The following is a 15,286-nucleotide window of genomic DNA, read 5'->3' as shown; positions in this document are numbered from 1 at the left end:
GGAGCGAGACATGACGCCGAGCGGGAGCGAGACATGACGCCGAGCGGGAGCGAGACATGACACAGAGCGGGAGCGAGAACGAGCGGCGATAGCGCACACTTTGCTCGCACGGGTCTGATCCCGTAGTGTCTGGACACATGTCTGGTAAGACCAAGTTCGAGTCCACTCGTCGACGGCTCACACAGCAGCAAGCCGAAACCGTCGATCGATTGACCGCGGCAGCGATCACGGTCCTGCGCGACAAAGGGTTTGCCGATCTGACTGTGCGAATGGTGGCAGCGGAAGCCGGTGTCGCCGCAGCCACGGCGTACACCTATTTTTCGTCCAAGAGTCACCTTGTGGCAGAACTGTTCTGGCGCCGACTCGACGCGGTACCTCACGAGCCCTCCCCCGAGGCGGAACGAGAAGCGCAGGTCTGCTCGGTCCTTCGAAGCGTCGCACTCCTCGTTTCCGACGAACCGGAGCTGGCTGCGGCCGTGACCACGGCGATGATGGGCAACGATCCCGACGTCGAACACCTTCGGGGACGTATCGGCAAGAACATCCGCGAGCGGCTCATCGAGGCACTGGGGCCGTCATACGATCCCGACGTACTCGAAGCACTCGAAATCTCCTGGTCCGGAGCGCTTGTCCGAGCCGGCATGGGTTACGAGTCCTATTCGCAGATCGCAGACCGGCTCGAAGTCACTGCCAGGCTGATCATGGCGGGCCGCGACAACCTTCACTAGACGGGGGTCATGGCACTCACCAGCCATGTGCCGTCGACTCGATCGAGTGTCACCTCGACTCGGCTCGACGTCGACGCTGGTGCCGGCCGCGCGATACTCGTCGTGATCTGATCGACGAACAGGAGCAATTCTGCTCGGTCTGCAGCAGCGGAGAGCACTCCGACGTCGACTACTCGCGCCTTCGTGCTGATTCCTTGCTCCTTCGACTGGGGTGCAACGGTTTTCGATCCGAATTCGGCGAAGCCGTCCTGAAATGTTCCACTTGCGCCCTCGGCAGCATGTGCAAGATCCTCGTCCACCGTGTCGCTGTTGTAGGTCAAGAGATTCTCGACGAGCATCGGCGCCACACCGATCACCTCTACACGTGCGGTTTCAGCGGCTGCCGAACGGTGGTGACTCCAGAGCAGAGTCCCGCCGACTCCCACCAAGATCAGCGCTGCAAACGCCAAGACCACGCGCTTCACGGGACGAACTCCACACTCGACATCAGTACCCGACCGTCGACCTCTTCGACACCGACGCGAAGACGGTAGGTTCGCGCCGAAGACTCTCCCGCCGAATTGCCGACCTGAGCCGATGCCGCGATCAGTACCACCCCCGAGGTTCCGGATTCCGATGCCAGAGCTGCGGTGTCGACATGACCGTCGGAATCGACGGCGAAATCACGGATCGATGCGACGAACGCAGATTCACCGGACTTCAGTTCGTCTGCAAAAGTTCCCGTAGTCAGCGACTTCAGCTCCGCGAGATCCTCGTCGAGCGTGGCAGAGTGAACGTCGATCAGAGCAAGGGTTCCTGCGACAGCACCGTCGACGAACCCTTGACGCTGGGACTCTCGCACGCGGTCCGATCGAACTGCCAGACAACCGAAGACGACAACGACGCTCAGAGCCGCGAGTGCAATCCAGACCAGGGCAGTGAGTACACCGCGCTTCCCTCGGACCGGATCCAGCACCTCACCTCTCAGCGATTCGTCGGCGTCAGCAACTGTTGCCACGGCTCACCCTCCCCCGGACCGGAGTCAGCCGGAGCCAACTCCGTGTGTTGATAGTCGACTCCGTCAGGCCCGGTGTACAACTCGCCGGGCGCATTGGTCCCCGACGGCACGTACGCTTCGGGGCTCCGGCAGATCTCCGGGCTCGGTGCTCGTTTGCCCGGTACCGCCATGCAGGGAATGTTCCGAGATCCACGAACGGCGAAGACCGAGTTCTGTGGCACTTTGCAGTACAGATCAGCCGGGGTGTCCGGCACACTCGTCTGGGTCGGGTCCCGTCGCTGATCGGCAGGAAGGTAACCGGTCGAGCACGCCGCAGGGTCCTGCGCTTGGAGGTGGAAGTTGACGTTCGCGGCGCCGTCCACCTGCCCGCGTTGTACGACGGTTTCCTGTGCCGCGACCAGTGGCGGCAAGATGACGAGCACCTGTTCCAACCCGGCGTTGTACGTCAAAGCCACCTGAGCGGTGCTGGTGAAATTGGCAAGCAGCACAGGCAAAGTGGGTTTGAGGCCTTGAAACAGCAGGTCGGCTTCAGTCGCGAAGCCCGGTCCGGTCTCGAGGATATTGCGCACGGACCCGTCGGCGACCTCCAACTGTCCACTGAGCTGAGCGACACTGGACGCCCACTGGCGAATCTGATCGCCCGTCACCACCTGTGTCTGCAGGAGCGGATCCAACTGCTGTACGAGCGTCGTAGCCGGCGTTGTGGCAGCGGACATCTGATCGACGAACGAAGTGGTCGAATCCAGCAGACGAGCCAGATCCTCTCCCCTGCCTCCGAAAGCTGCCGCGGACTCGTCGATCACCGATCGCAACTTGTCCTGCGGTACGGATGCGAGCATCGCCTGCGCCTGATCGAGGACCGGTCCGATCTCGGTCGGGATCGTGACAGCTTCGGGGCCGATCACGTCTCCGTCGGCCAGAAAGGGTCCGTCCGCGGTGCTCGGTTGCATGTCGACGTATTGCTCACCGATTGCCGACACGCTTCGCACCGCTACTGCGAGTCCGCTGGAGGGAACGGGAACCGCACTCTCCAAAGATAATTCGGCGCGTACCACTCCCGGAGTGAGACGCACCGACCTGACCTGACCGATGGTGTCGCCGCGATAGGTCACGTTCGCGTTCCGATACAGGCCGCCGGCGTCGGGCAGTTCGACTGTCACCGAATAGCGCCCGATGCCGAGCATGGTCGGAACTCTCAGGTACGAGATAGCCGCTGCGCTCATGCCTATCACCGCCAGGATCGCGAAGATCGTCAATTGCCTTCGCACCAACTTCGTGAGAATCATCGTCCACCGTCCTGGTCGGTCCGCCCTGTGCTACTTGGGTCGGCCCGCCCGGTACTCAGAGGCGCGGTCAAAGGATCGACCAGTACTCCGTTCTCCACCGGAGTTTGCGGCGCCCCGAACGGAGTACCGAAGCCCAGACCTGACTGAAGGCGATTACTCGTGAGGTCGATCAGCGCCCACAAATTGGTGTAATCACCGCGCATTCCGTCGTCGATGGTCGTCTGAGGGAAGGGGAAGGTACTCAGATTGCCCAAATTGTTGATCAGGTCCGGTCCTGTTTCGACCACCTTCTGCAGCGTCGATTCCAAGGCGCTCAAATTGGCTTTCAAATCGTCGCGGGTCCGGTCGACCAGATCGGTCCCGACGTCCCCGAACCTGCCGACCGCATCGAGGGCGGTGGTCAGGTCGACGCGTTGGGCGCTCAGTTCCGCCAAGGCCGGATCAAGGGTCTCCAACGCCTCACCGAGAACGTCTCGCTGAGCCGTGATCTCACCGGCGAACACGTCGAGATTCTCCATGGTCGTGACTATCGCCTCGCGTTGACGGTCGAGTGTCTCGGTCACGCTGTCCATCTGGCTCAGCAGGTCGCGCGCCGCATCGGTCCGCCCGCCGAGAGCGGTGTTCAGTTCCGTGGTGATGCTGTGAATCTGGGCCAGCCCACCGCCGTTGAGCACCAAGGACAGTGCCGTCAACGCTTCCTCGGTGGTGGGATAGACACTGGCCGATGCAAGGGGAATCACGGATCCCTCCGACAACCGCCCTTCCGGCGCCACCTCGGTGGGCGGCGCGAGCGCGACGTGTTTGGATCCGAGCAGACTGGTTTGGCCGATCTTGGCAGTCGCGTTGGCGGGCAGCGACACCGAACCGTCGAGCGCAACCGTCACCCGGGCGTGCCAGTTGTCGGTCTCGATCGCACTGATACTTCCGACTGTCACGTCGTTGACCATGACCGGAGAGTTGGGACTGATCGACGTGACGTCCGGCATCTCGATCACGACCGAGAAACTTCCCTCACCGCGGCCGGCCGCGCCCGGCAGCGACACCGAATTCAGCCCGCTCCATTGACAACCCGTCAGAACGAGCACGGCGCTCGCCGCCACACACACTGTTCCCCACCGGCGGCCAGTCATCGTGATCCTGTCGACGGCATGAGCAAGCCGGTCAGATCAGACGCCACCGGTACCGTCGGAAAACTCAAGGCGCCAGTCGGTTCCAGATCAGGCTCGCTGTACACCAGTTGGTCCGGAAGAGCCCCGAGCGCCCGGGTCGGGTTGATGCTCAGGTCCGGGTAGTTCGCCTTGATCGTGTTGAGCAACGGGCCGAGGTATTCGATGCACAAATCCGCGCCCTTCTTCGAGGTGTCGTTGGCCAGGCCGGCGATTCCGCCGCAGATCAAGTCGATCGGGTTGCCGACGTTCTGGAATGCGGGCACACCCACCATCGCTCCTTGGGCCGGCCGGTAGACGTTGTAGTAGTTCGACAACGCTGTCGGAGCCAGATGCAGTACCTTCTCGAGACCTGCGCGCTTGTCGACCAATACCTGGGACACGTCGGCCAACTTCGCGATCTGCTCCGTCAAGCCGGTTCGGTTCTGTTCGACAAACCGCTGTACGTCGATGACGGCGGCGTCCAGATCGGCGAGAGCCGGAGCCAATTGCGTCCGGCTCTCGGCGAGCACACTCGAGACATTTGCCAGTCGTCCTTGGAACTGAACGATCTGTTCGTCGCTTGCGGCGAGTGCGGTCGTGAAGGTCTGCAGGCCGCGGATGGTGCCGAACAGATCGGCTCCGCCTTCGTCGAGTGTGCTCATAGCCTCCGAGAGTTCGGTCACCGAGCGCCCCAGCGCTTCCCCGTTGCCGGCCAGTGCGGATCCGGCACCGTCGAGGAAGTTGGCGGCGGGACCGCGATCGTCCCCGTCGGGACCCAAAGCATCGGCAGCCCGGCCCAGCTGTTCCTTGATCTGGTCCCACTCGACCGGGACGGCTGTTCGGTCGAGCCCGATCTCCGCACCGTCATTCAGTGCGTCGGCGCCGTCCGTCACCGCCGGCGTCAACTGCACGAAGCGGGCCGAGACCAGCGACTGGGCAACGATCACCGCTTTCGCGTCCTCGGCGACGGGAACCTCGCGCGCCAATTTCAGTTCGACGCGCATTCGATCTCCCTGTGGGGCGATCTCGGTGACGCGGCCGACGTCGACCCCCACGACACGAACGTCGTCACCGACATACAGGCCGGTCGTCGAGGTGAAGTAGGCCGTCACGTTGTAGTAGCGCAGATGTTGCACCGCAAGGTATCCCGACACGACGACGATCGCCGCGCCGACGACGCTTCCACCGACTACGCCGATTCGACGCCAGTTCACCGGTTTGCGAACTCGTAAGGCACCCATCATCGAACCTCCGGAATCGGTAGCGGCGCAGATGGTAGCCCGAACATCGCGTTGATCAACGGTTGGGTGTATTGCGCCGGTACCAGGTTCTGGACGTAGGCGTAATAGAAGGGACCGCTGGCCACGGTGTCGCCGAGCGTGCCCACGTACGTACCGAGACCGTCGATTCCCTGAGAAAGGTTGTCCTTGTTGTTCTGCAGAATGCCGACAACCGTGTCGAGTTTGCCGAGGACCGGTTGCAATTGCGCCTCGTTGTCGTGGACGAGTCCGCTCAGCTGGGTCGACAACGCCGAGATGTTCGTGATCACTTCCCCCAGCGCCGCCTGTCGCCGATCCAGTTCTCCCAACAAGGCGTTGCCGTCGACGAGTAGCGCGTTGACCTGTGGTCCACGCTCGGCCAGCGTCCCGGCGACGTCGTTTGCATCGGACAGCAAGGTGCGCAACATGTCGTCGCGTCTATTGACGCTGTCGGAGATCCGTGCGACACCGTCCAGTGCCGGCCTCAGGTTCGGCGCACTGTCGGACATCACCTGCCCCACTGCGTCGAGTGATTCGGAGAGTTGGTCGAGATCGATGTCCTCGACCGTCGTGGTGAGGTCACCGAGCACGTCGGGCAGCGAGTACGCCGATCTTGTTCGCTCGACCGGGATCTCGCCGCCGACCGCGATCCTTCCCGGACCGTCCAGATCGAGCGATACCGCTCGCTTGCCGAGCAACGACATCGTGGTGACGGCTGCCGACGTGCTTTCTCCCAAACCGATCGAGCCTTCCAGTGTGAAGTCCACGCGCGCGAGTCCGTGCTCGACCTCGATCCGGTCCACCGTTCCGATCTTCACTCCGGCGGCGTTGACTTCGTCTCCCGGCGCGAGACCGCTGGCGTCGGCGAACACCGCGCTGTACCCGACACCCGATTTCAGGAACTGCAGATTCTGATACTGGAGCGATGCCAATACGACGGCGGCCGTGACGACCAATCCCACGACCCCCACGCGTACGGCCTGGCTCTGTGCCATCTCTCTCATCGTGGTGCGCACCTTCCGGTCGTCTGATCCACCAGGTCGACAGTGAGCGGCGTACCGTCGGCACCGTCGACCTTCAGTGCGATTCCGCACAGATAGAAGTTGAAGAACGACCCGTACGAGCCGACTCGGATCAGCTGCTTGTAGTTCGAGGGCATGGACGCGAGAATCCGATCGAGCTCACTTTGTTGCTCGATCAGCGGATTCAGGCTTGCGTCCAGCTTCGACAGGTTTCCCGCGATGTCCGGGCGAACTCCGGCGAGGAGATCGGCGAAGGTGCCTGATGCGGTGTTCACGCTCTCGACGGCAGTCCCGATCATCTCCCTGTCCGCCGCGAGCCCGCTGACCAGCTGTTGTAGGTGATCGAGAGTGTCACTGAACTGACCACCGCGGCTGCGCAATTCACTGAGCACACCGTCGAGGTTGCCGATCACTCGACCGATCAGTTGGTCGCGGTCTGCGAGAGTGTTCGTGATCGATCCGGTGTGCGCCAGCACCGATGCCACAGTTCCGGACTGGCCTTGAAACACCTCGAGCAAGGACATCGACAACGCGTTGACCTGCTCTGGGTCCAGGGCTTGAAACAGCGGCTTGAAACCACCGAGTAGCGCATCGAGGTCGAGTGCCGGCGCGGTGCGATCGACGGGAATGCTCTCGCCCTGTGGCTGCGGTTCCGCGATCCCCGGATCGTCGAGCAGTTCGAGGTATCGATTACCCACCAGATCCTGATATCGAACAGCGGCTCTGGTCGATACAGTCACGGTGTCACCCGTATCCACACTGAAACTCACGTGGGCACGGTGATTCCCACCGAATTCGACGGAGCCGACAGAACCGACCGGCACACCCGCGATGCGCACCTTGTCGCCGGCTCTGAGCCCGGAGGCGTTGACGAACTCCGCCGAGTACGACCTCGCGTCGCCACCTCGCATCTGGCCGAACACGAGGATCAGCCCGGCGTTGACGAGGATCATCACCAGAACAAAAATTCCGAACTTGACGGTGTACCCACGAACTTTCATCGGATCTCCGTCCCGAACAGGTAGCTCATCAGATCCGGGACCGTGTTCATCGGTTGCCCACCATTCGGCTGACGCTCGGGCGCAAACGGATTCACCCCGGTATCGGTCACCAGGTACGGAGCATTGACGTTCGGGTCGCGCAGTGGAAGACCCATACACTGCGGGCCACCTGTTGCCGCGACCTTCGGAAGGTCGTCGGGATATCGGTACGGTTCGGTTCCGGCGATCAGACCGATCGACATCTTGATTCCTGGTTGTCCGTTGTAGGCGCCGTCGCCGATCTTCTTGCTCTCCTGCAGTCCGTGGAACATGCAGGGAATCACCGGGGAGTATTCCTCGAGCAGTGCGGTGGTCGGCCGCAGTAACGACAGAACGGTGTCGATACCGTCGGCGTTGGCTCCCAGTACATCTTCTCCGGTGCGGGCGACCCCGATCACGTTGAGCAAGAGGAGATCGAGATTCTGCTGCTCGTCGAGAACAGTGGTTCCCGTCGTCGTGAGCGAGTCGAGGGTGTCCATCAAGTCGAGAACAGCGTCGCGGTAGGTCTGTGTGACGGCTGGTAAATCCGTCAACACATGATCGAGAGCCTCACGTGCAGTGTTGAATTCGAGCAACGAGGAATCTGCTTGTTCGAGTGCGACCCCGAGCCGTTCGCCGCGTCCTTGCAGAGCAGTCGAGAGGGCACCCAATGTCGAATCGAGCTTGCCCGGGTCCACCGTCCGGAGCACGGTGGTGAGTTTCTCGAACACCGTGTTCAGCTCGACAGTCACCCGGGATGCGTCGATCGTCGCCCCGGCGGCAAGTCGCGCGCTGCTCGGCTGCTCCGGCGAGGACAGGCTGACGAACTTCGCGCCGAAGGCCGTGTTCGACGTGATCGCCACATCCACGTTTGACGGAATAGATTCGAGCGCTTCGGGATCGATCGACAACGACAGTTGTGCGGTAGCGTCGTCAGTCGGCGTGATGGACTCCACCGAGCCCACGGTCACCCCGGCCATCTTCACCCGCGCGCCCGGATCCATCACGAGCCCCGCGCGCTCCGCGATCACCGTGATCGGGACGCGAGCGACAAACACCTGGTTGAAAGACGCGACCGACAAAGCGATGACCCCGACGATCGCCGCAGCCAAGCCCAGAGCAGCCAACTTGTAGCCGTATCTGTGCACGCAGTACCCCTAACCGGACAGATTGAAGTTGCCGGAACCGCCGTAGAGCGCGAGTGAGACGAGCAGGGTCACCGCCACGACGCAGATCAGCGAGAGCCGAACCCCGCGGCCCACTGCAGTTCCCACGCCCGACGGTCCCCCGGACGCGTTGTATCCGTAGTACGTGTGGATCAGCATCACAAGTAGTGCCATCACGAGCACTTGAACGAAGGACCATGCGACGTCGACCGGATCGAGGAACGTCGTGAAGTAGTGGTCGTAAAGACCGGAGGATTGACCGAACAGCACGACCGTGGTGAATCGTCCGGCCAGAAATGATCCTACGAGCGCCAGTGAGTACAGCGGCAAGATCGCGATCATCCCTGCGGTGACGCGGGTGCTGACGACGTACGGGACCGAACTGATCGCCATCGATTCGAGGGCGTCGATTTCCTCACTGATGCGCATGGCACCGATCTGCGCGGTCGAACCTGCTCCGATCGTGGCCGACAGGCCGATTCCCGCGATGACCGGCGCAGCGATACGAACGTTGATGAAGGCGGAGAAGAATCCGGTGAGCGCTTCGACTCCGATATTTCCCAGCGAGCTGAAACCTTGGATCGCAATGGTGCCGCCCGAGGCTAGAGTCAGAAATCCTACGACCGCAACCGTGCCGCCGATCACTGCCAAAGCTCCGGTGCCCATGCTGATCTCGGCTACCAGCCTCAACACTTCTTTCGGGTGTTTGCGAATTGCCCACGGGATGTGAGCGATGGCGCGCGCGAAGAAGACAGCTTGTCGCCCGACGTCGTCGATCGAGCGTGACGTTCGAGCCACCCGCGCCCGCGTGCGTCCGAACTTGCCGATTTGTGCCAGCGAATCCGACAGCGTCACCTCGATCACCCCGCCGTCAATCGGATGCCGACCGCGGTGACGATGGTGTTGACGACGAACAACGCCATGAATGCGTACACCACCGTTTCGTTGACGGCCTCCCCCACGCCTTTCGGCCCACCCCGTACCGACAGTCCGCGATAGCAGGCCACCAATCCCGCCAGCATCCCGAACAGTGCAGCTTTGACCATCGACAACGCCACCTCGGGCAGGCCGGTCAGCAACGTGATTCCCTCGACGAAGGCGCCAGGGTTCACGCCCTGGAGAAACACCGAGAAGGCGTAACCGCCGGCGATGCCGATGACGCAGACGAGTCCGTTGAGCAGCAAAGCCACCACGGTCGACGCGACCACACGCGGAATCACCAACCGATTGATCGGATCGATCCCGAGCACCTCCATGGCGTCGATCTCTTCACGAATCGTTCTCGATCCCAGATCGGCGGCGATGGCTGTCGCGCCCGCACCTGCCACGATCAGCACCGTCACCACCGGACCGACCTGAGTCACGGCACCGAGCGCGGCCCCGGCGCCGCTGAGGTCGGCGGCACCGATTTCGCGGAGAAGGATGTTGAGGGTGAAACTCACCAGGACCGTGAACGGCACGGCTACCAACACTGTCGGCACGATCGACACCCGGGCGATCATCCAACTCTGCTCGAGAAACTCCTGCACCTGAAAGCGGGTGCGGAACAAGCCCACTGCGACATCGGCGCCCATCCGGTAGAACTGGCCGAGTTCGCGCATCGGGCCCGCAAGTGCAACTCTTCCGCTGTACACGTCAATGCCCCGAAGGACATGACGTGGAGTTGCCGTAGTCGACCTTGAATTCCTTGATCCCGTTGAGCCAACCAGACGAGAGCCTGCTCGGATCGCCGAGCTTGCTGATGTCGGGCATGTGATCGGCGATCTTGCCGAAGATCAGATCGACCTCCATTCTGGCCAGGTTGGCGCCGACGCAGTAGTGCGGTCCGGTTCCTCCGAAGGCGAGGTGCGGGTTCGGGTCTCGGGTGATGTCGAAGACGTCGGGGTTCTCGAAGACGGTTTCGTCGAAGTTCGCCGAGCCGTAGAGCAGTACGACACGCTGCCCCTTCGCAATCGCAGTGCCGGCAATCTGTGTGTCCACCACTGCTGTTCGTTGCATCGACGTCAGTGGCGAAGCCCAGCGGATGATCTCGTCCGCGGCGGTGCGCGGACGCTCACGCTTGTACAGCTCCCACTGATCCGGATGCTCGAGAAATGCCATCATGCCGAGTGTCGTTGCGTTTCGCGTCGTTTCGTTGCCCGCGACAGCCAACATGATGACGAAGAAACCGAACTGTTCCGGGGTGAGTTTCTGTCCGTCGATGTCGGCATGCACCAAGCGCGAGATGATGTCGTCGAGCGGTTCCTCCCGTCTCGCCTCGGCCAGTTGATAGGCGTAGCCCAGGATCTGCGCCGACGCCATCCGCGACTCGCCGGCGAGCGACTCGTCGTCGTATCCCGTCATCTGATTCGACCATTCGTACAGCTGACGGCGCCCGTCCTGCGGTACACCGATCAGATCCGAGATCGCCTGCATCGGTAACTCGCTGGCGACCTGGCTGACAAAATCACCGCTACCTTCCGCCACGGCAGCCGACGCTATGTCTTCTGCCCGCGCTTCCAGCCCGGCCCGCATCGCTTCCACCGACCGCGGAGTGAACAAGCGCGCCACCAACTTGCGCAGCTGTGTGTGCTCAGGGGCGTCCTTGTTGATGAGGACGTGTTTTGTCGCCTCCAACTCCTCCGCCGAGATGTTGTCTTCATGCCGCGGAATGCAGCCGTTGACGTTGCTCGAGAACTCCTCGCTGCGCAACGAGACGTCGCGGACGTCTGCGTGGCGGGAGACAACCCAACAACCACCGTCGTGAAATCCGCCGGTACCCGGTTCCTGGGCGTTCCACCAGACCGGAGCGCATCGTCGTAGTTCGGCGAACTCGGCAAGCGGGACGCGCTCGCCGTACAGATGCGGGTCGGTCACGTCGAACCCGTCGGGAAGGTCGATCTCAGGCATTGCAGATGCTCCTTTACGGATGGGTGCCGGGTGCCGGGTGTTGCGTGTGAGCGCTAGTCGATCCGGTGGACCGGGTCGCTGTTCTGTGAGAACTCCTTGGCCCAGCGGTAGTCCGGCTTGCCGCTCGGCGCTCGAACGACCTCGTCGGCGATCCAGAAGGAACGCGGAATCTTGTAGCCGGCAAGCTGAGTGCGGGTGTGTTTTTCGATGGAATCGAAATCCGGTTCCACACCATCGCGGACGCGGAGCACCGCCGCCACCCGATTGCCCCACCGCTCGTCGGCAATGCCGATCACTGTTGCGTCGTAGATGTCGGGATGGGCCTTCACCACTGCTTCGACCTCTTCCACGAAGACTTTCTCACCGCCGGTGTTGACCACCATGTTTCCCCGGCCGAGGAGAGTGACCGAGCCGTCGTCCTCGATCCGCGCTCGGTCTCCGGTCACCACTGCCCGCGCGCCGTTCACCTCTCGGAATATCTCGGCCGACTTCACCGGATCGTTGTAGTAGCCCAGTGGGACGTTGCCGAGTTTCGCCAACCATCCTTCGGCCCCCGAACCCGGCTCCAACACACGGTTGTCGTCGTCGACGACGACCGTGAATCTGTTGGCGCCCACTTTGGGTCCGCCACGCTGCTCGAGCCCTTTGGTTGCGAATCCGATTCCGCCGAAGCCTGTTTCGGACGATCCAACCGAATCGGAGATCATCAGATTCGGAAAGACGTCGAAGAACGCGTCTTTGACCGATCCGGAGAAGAGCGCAGCGCCGGAGGCGAGCACGGCCAGGCTCGACGCATCCGGTTGCAATTCGTGATGGGCTTCGACCAGTGGACGGCCCATGGCGTCGCCGGTGATGACCATGACCTGGGGCCGATACTCGGCGACGACTTTCCAGACCTGTGCCGCATCGAACTTCGGTTCGAAGATGACGGTGTTTCCGGAGAACAGAGCGTTGAACGTCGGCATCAGTGCCGAGGTGTGAATCAGCGGTGGAAGCATGCACCACCGCATCGGTTCGGCTACCGCGGCGCCACCGCGCGACTGCTGGTACTCGTCGGCGATCGGCTCACCCGAATAGAAGTCGTAACCGCCGGCCAACACGCGCCAGATGTCTTCCTGCCGCCAGACGACGCCTTTCGGTCGTCCGGTTGTTCCGCCGGTGTAGAGAACGTAGACGTCGTCGCCGGAACGCTCGGGAAAAGCATGTTCACCTACGCGCAGCGGGGATTGGTTGCCGAGCGCATCCTCGTACGCCACTGCCCCCGGAATCGACGGTTCGTTCCCGAGAGCGAGTTCGTCCGGCACCTCCATCACGTACTTGACCCGCGGCGTGGACACCAACGCCTCGGCGACCCGCTCAGCGAAACCACGATGGAAAACCAACGCCGTGAGATCCGCATTCTCGTACAGATAAACCAATTCGTCGCTCGTGTAGCGGTAGTTCACCGTGATGGGAACGCCGCGGATCTTGAAGGCCGCGAGGACAGCAACCATCGCCTCGATCGAGTTGTGCAGTTGAATACCGATGTGCGAACCGACACCCAACCCGACGGACTGGAAGTAATGCGCCAATCGGTTGGCCCGCTCGTCGAGCTCACGGTATGTCACCTCCTCGCCGGAAACGATCAGCGCGAGGCGATCGGGCATCGCATCGACGGAATGCTCGAACAGGTCTGCAAACGTGTACGCCATAGGTTGAGTCCTTCGGGTTCGGCCGGTCAGACGACGAAGAGAGGCAAAGGGATTCCGCGATCTTCGAATACGAATGCCGCGCCGGTACTGACCTTCGTAATGGCGACTTCGACGCATTCCGGAGCGGGAGCTTCGGTGATGTCGACGGCCAGAAGGAGCCCCGCGGCATCTTCGGCCACCACTCTCACGGTGAAGTGCGGATTCACGCCGCGGACCAAAGCCTGGAGGGGATCGAGGTGCTCGCTGCCGAGCAAGGTCGGCCAACCGCCGTCGCGGTCGACAAGAGCGTCTCGCGAGATCCACAGCTCCAGAGCACCGCCGTCCGGTCGGATCTCGCTCTCCACATACTGCTTCGGATTCAGCAAGGGATGCACGGACAGGACCAATGCCAACGATTCCAGAGTCGAAGGAAGCCCGAGCGCATCTCGAATACGCTGTGCCGCAACTCCCGCGATTCCGGTCAATTGCTTTCGCGTGATCTCGCGCGCCTTGTCTTCGTCGGCACGGCGGCGAACCGCTGCCAGAAAGCCCAAGGCCAACAGATGATGCTGCACGCAGATCTCCTCTGCGATACGAACCAAGGCCGATCGCGAGAAGTCGGAAAATCTCAGGTCGGACAACAACGGACCCGAGTAGTCCGCCCTACCGTCCCCACCGTGATCGATCGGGCTCAGCTCGACCGTCACCGCGGCGGTGCGTCCGATCTGCTCGGTGTGCGCGGTCATCACGGGAGGCGTGTGCGATGGGTCGATGGAAACGGTCCAGGCACAGTGCGGATGTCGGTCCGCAGGCCTGCGCGGTGGTCGGTGAATCGGACGGATCTGGGCGTGCGGGTTGGTCGCGATGGCCGTCGCATCGAAAGTCGGATCCTCGATGTCGTGACACATCGAGGTCACGAACTCATCGCCCAACGGCTCGACGTCCATGAGTGCTCCGCAATGATCGAGCCAGAATTCACCGTGCAGCGGATCGTCGACCCGGTATCGAAAGTCCATGAACTGTGGCGGAGCGCCGATGTCGAGTTGTAACCCTTTGAAGATCGTCACGACGTCGTCGCCCTCGTATCCGAGAGCCTTCTGCATGCGGCGGGTGTACCAGGGGCTGGCCGATTCCCACTCCTCGACGGCCACCTGCGCCATACCCTCGCGTCCGAATTCGACGATCAGATGCGCCATGCCCGAGCGATCGATCAGCTGCCCGCACAGGAGCAACTCGGGTACCAACACGGCAAGGTCGCGCTGCGAGAGTGTCTCGAAGGAATCGCGCACCGTCATCGGACTCACCACAGCGGGACCGGCGCGGTGCCCACCGGATACCAGCCCGGTAGCGGGTCGCCTGAGATCGATCGCTGGATCCGGCCCTGCATCCCCTTCGAGAGAGCGTTGTTGCCGATCATCTCCATGAACAGTGCCGACACGTTCCCGAAGTCGAAGAAGTCACGCTGCCAGGACCATTGGAAGTCCCCGCCGTAGCGGAACCAACTACCGCCGATACCGTAGACGGAGTAGTTGCTCCCGTCCTCACGCTTGGCATCGGAAATCTGCTTCCACAAGCCGATCACGTTTCCGCTACGTTCGTCGATCACAAAGTCTTGATACGGGTACTCCCAGCCTTCGAGGCCCTTCATCTCGAGGCCGAGTGCGACTTCGCGAATCTCCTCGCGCCCCACCGCCATGAAATCCTGCTTGGGACCGTAGTTCCACCCGTACGTGGCGTCCTCGGTGTACATGTCCGCCAACGGTTTCCAATCACCGGCGGCTTCGGCCTTCTTGTTCGCCTCGATCCAGCGTTGGACCATCTCGTCGAGCTCTGCGCGGTCGAAACCGGTCATCTGAACTTCCTCCCTCGAGTACTTGAATTCGCTGCAATCAATCGACAATCCGCTGTAATCAGTCGACAATTCTCAGGGCGCCGGTCGGGCAGTACCTGACCGCCATCTCAGCTTCACCGCGGAGAGACTCGGGCGGGTCCGAGTCCAGAAGACTGACCTTCCCCCGCTTCGGGACGACAAAGATCTCCGGTGCCTCGAGCTCACACGCCGCATGGCCTTGGCACAGGTCGAGGTCTACTTCGACGTGCAT

Annotated in this window: 16 protein-coding genes; 1 reads left to right on the top strand and 15 read right to left on the bottom strand. The window is 62.2% G+C overall.

What is annotated here, in order from left to right; all coding sequences use genetic code 11:
• Positions 1 to 137: 137 nt before the first annotated feature.
• On the top strand, positions 138 to 728 hold the full coding sequence (locus ABX74_RS12745; protein ID WP_003943994.1) for a TetR/AcrR family transcriptional regulator: 591 nt from the start codon (positions 138 to 140) through the stop codon (positions 726 to 728).
• On the opposite strand, the gene ABX74_RS12740 is transcribed toward ABX74_RS12745, so the two are convergent.
• The 15 genes from ABX74_RS12740 to ABX74_RS12670 are packed head-to-tail and all read right to left on the bottom strand — an operon-like array spanning position 725 to position 15,286.
• Positions 725 to 1,192, bottom strand: coding sequence for a hypothetical protein (locus tag ABX74_RS12740; RefSeq protein ID WP_020907933.1), 468 nt, complete (start codon positions 1,190 to 1,192; stop codon positions 725 to 727). The two genes, ABX74_RS12745 and ABX74_RS12740, sit on opposite strands and share 4 nt — an antisense overlap.
• Positions 1,189 to 1,725, bottom strand: a complete 537-nt coding sequence (locus ABX74_RS12735) for a hypothetical protein (protein WP_020907934.1) — start codon at positions 1,723 to 1,725, stop codon at positions 1,189 to 1,191. The genes ABX74_RS12740 and ABX74_RS12735 overlap by 4 nt, the downstream gene beginning before the upstream one ends.
• Positions 1,692 to 3,011, bottom strand: coding sequence for an MCE family protein (locus ABX74_RS12730; RefSeq protein ID WP_020907935.1), 1,320 nt, complete (start codon positions 3,009 to 3,011; stop codon positions 1,692 to 1,694). The genes ABX74_RS12735 and ABX74_RS12730 overlap by 34 nt, the downstream gene beginning before the upstream one ends.
• Positions 3,008 to 4,141 carry an MCE family protein gene (locus ABX74_RS12725; RefSeq protein ID WP_020907936.1) on the bottom strand — a complete coding sequence of 378 codons (1,134 nt, stop codon included), beginning with the start codon at positions 4,139 to 4,141 and terminating at the stop codon, positions 3,008 to 3,010. The genes ABX74_RS12730 and ABX74_RS12725 overlap by 4 nt, the downstream gene beginning before the upstream one ends.
• The gene (locus ABX74_RS12720) at positions 4,138 to 5,400 is read right to left on the bottom strand and encodes an MCE family protein (protein WP_041815020.1); all 1,263 of its coding nucleotides are present in this window, start codon (positions 5,398 to 5,400) and stop codon (positions 4,138 to 4,140) included. Before ABX74_RS12720 ends, ABX74_RS12725 begins: the two co-directional genes overlap by 4 nt.
• Complete coding sequence (locus ABX74_RS12715; protein ID WP_020907938.1) at positions 5,400 to 6,422, bottom strand: MCE family protein; 1,023 nt, start codon at positions 6,420 to 6,422, stop codon at positions 5,400 to 5,402. The genes ABX74_RS12720 and ABX74_RS12715 overlap by 1 nt, the downstream gene beginning before the upstream one ends.
• A complete protein-coding gene (locus ABX74_RS12710; protein WP_020907939.1) occupies positions 6,419 to 7,441 on the bottom strand; it encodes an MCE family protein in 1,023 nt (340 codons plus the stop codon). The genes ABX74_RS12715 and ABX74_RS12710 overlap by 4 nt, the downstream gene beginning before the upstream one ends.
• Positions 7,438 to 8,607, bottom strand: coding sequence for an MCE family protein (locus tag ABX74_RS12705; protein ID WP_020907940.1), 1,170 nt, complete (start codon positions 8,605 to 8,607; stop codon positions 7,438 to 7,440). The genes ABX74_RS12710 and ABX74_RS12705 overlap by 4 nt, the downstream gene beginning before the upstream one ends.
• Before the next feature lie 9 nt (positions 8,608 to 8,616).
• On the bottom strand, positions 8,617 to 9,489 hold the full coding sequence (locus ABX74_RS12700) for an MlaE family ABC transporter permease (RefSeq protein WP_003944051.1): 873 nt from the start codon (positions 9,487 to 9,489) through the stop codon (positions 8,617 to 8,619).
• Complete coding sequence (locus ABX74_RS12695; protein ID WP_021344419.1) at positions 9,486 to 10,226, bottom strand: MlaE family ABC transporter permease; 741 nt, start codon at positions 10,224 to 10,226, stop codon at positions 9,486 to 9,488. Before ABX74_RS12695 ends, ABX74_RS12700 begins: the two co-directional genes overlap by 4 nt.
• 34 nt (positions 10,227 to 10,260) lie before the next feature.
• Entirely contained in the window at positions 10,261 to 11,514 is a 1,254-nt protein-coding gene (locus ABX74_RS12690) for a cytochrome P450 (RefSeq protein ID WP_047888955.1), read from the bottom strand.
• A gap of 53 nt (positions 11,515 to 11,567) precedes the next feature.
• Complete coding sequence (locus tag ABX74_RS12685; protein WP_020907942.1) at positions 11,568 to 13,205, bottom strand: acyl-CoA synthetase; 1,638 nt, start codon at positions 13,203 to 13,205, stop codon at positions 11,568 to 11,570.
• 26 nt (positions 13,206 to 13,231) lie between these two features.
• Positions 13,232 to 14,479 (bottom strand): hypothetical protein, encoded by a 1,248-nt coding sequence (locus ABX74_RS12680; protein ID WP_041815997.1) that lies wholly within the window; start codon positions 14,477 to 14,479, stop codon positions 13,232 to 13,234.
• A gap of 5 nt (positions 14,480 to 14,484) precedes the next feature.
• The gene (locus tag ABX74_RS12675) at positions 14,485 to 15,036 is read right to left on the bottom strand and encodes a hypothetical protein (RefSeq protein ID WP_020907944.1); all 552 of its coding nucleotides are present in this window, start codon (positions 15,034 to 15,036) and stop codon (positions 14,485 to 14,487) included.
• A 58-nt stretch (positions 15,037 to 15,094) separates the two neighbouring features.
• Positions 15,095 to 15,286 carry a ferredoxin gene (locus ABX74_RS12670; RefSeq protein WP_020907945.1) on the bottom strand — a complete coding sequence of 64 codons (192 nt, stop codon included), beginning with the start codon at positions 15,284 to 15,286 and terminating at the stop codon, positions 15,095 to 15,097.

It is taken from the genome of Rhodococcus sp. ARP2 (genome assembly GCF_001029585.1).
GTDB lineage: Bacteria > Actinomycetota > Actinomycetes > Mycobacteriales > Mycobacteriaceae > Rhodococcus_F > Rhodococcus_F erythropolis.
Note: the sequence above shows the minus strand (reverse complement) of the source record. Positions and strands in the feature narration are given on the sequence as shown.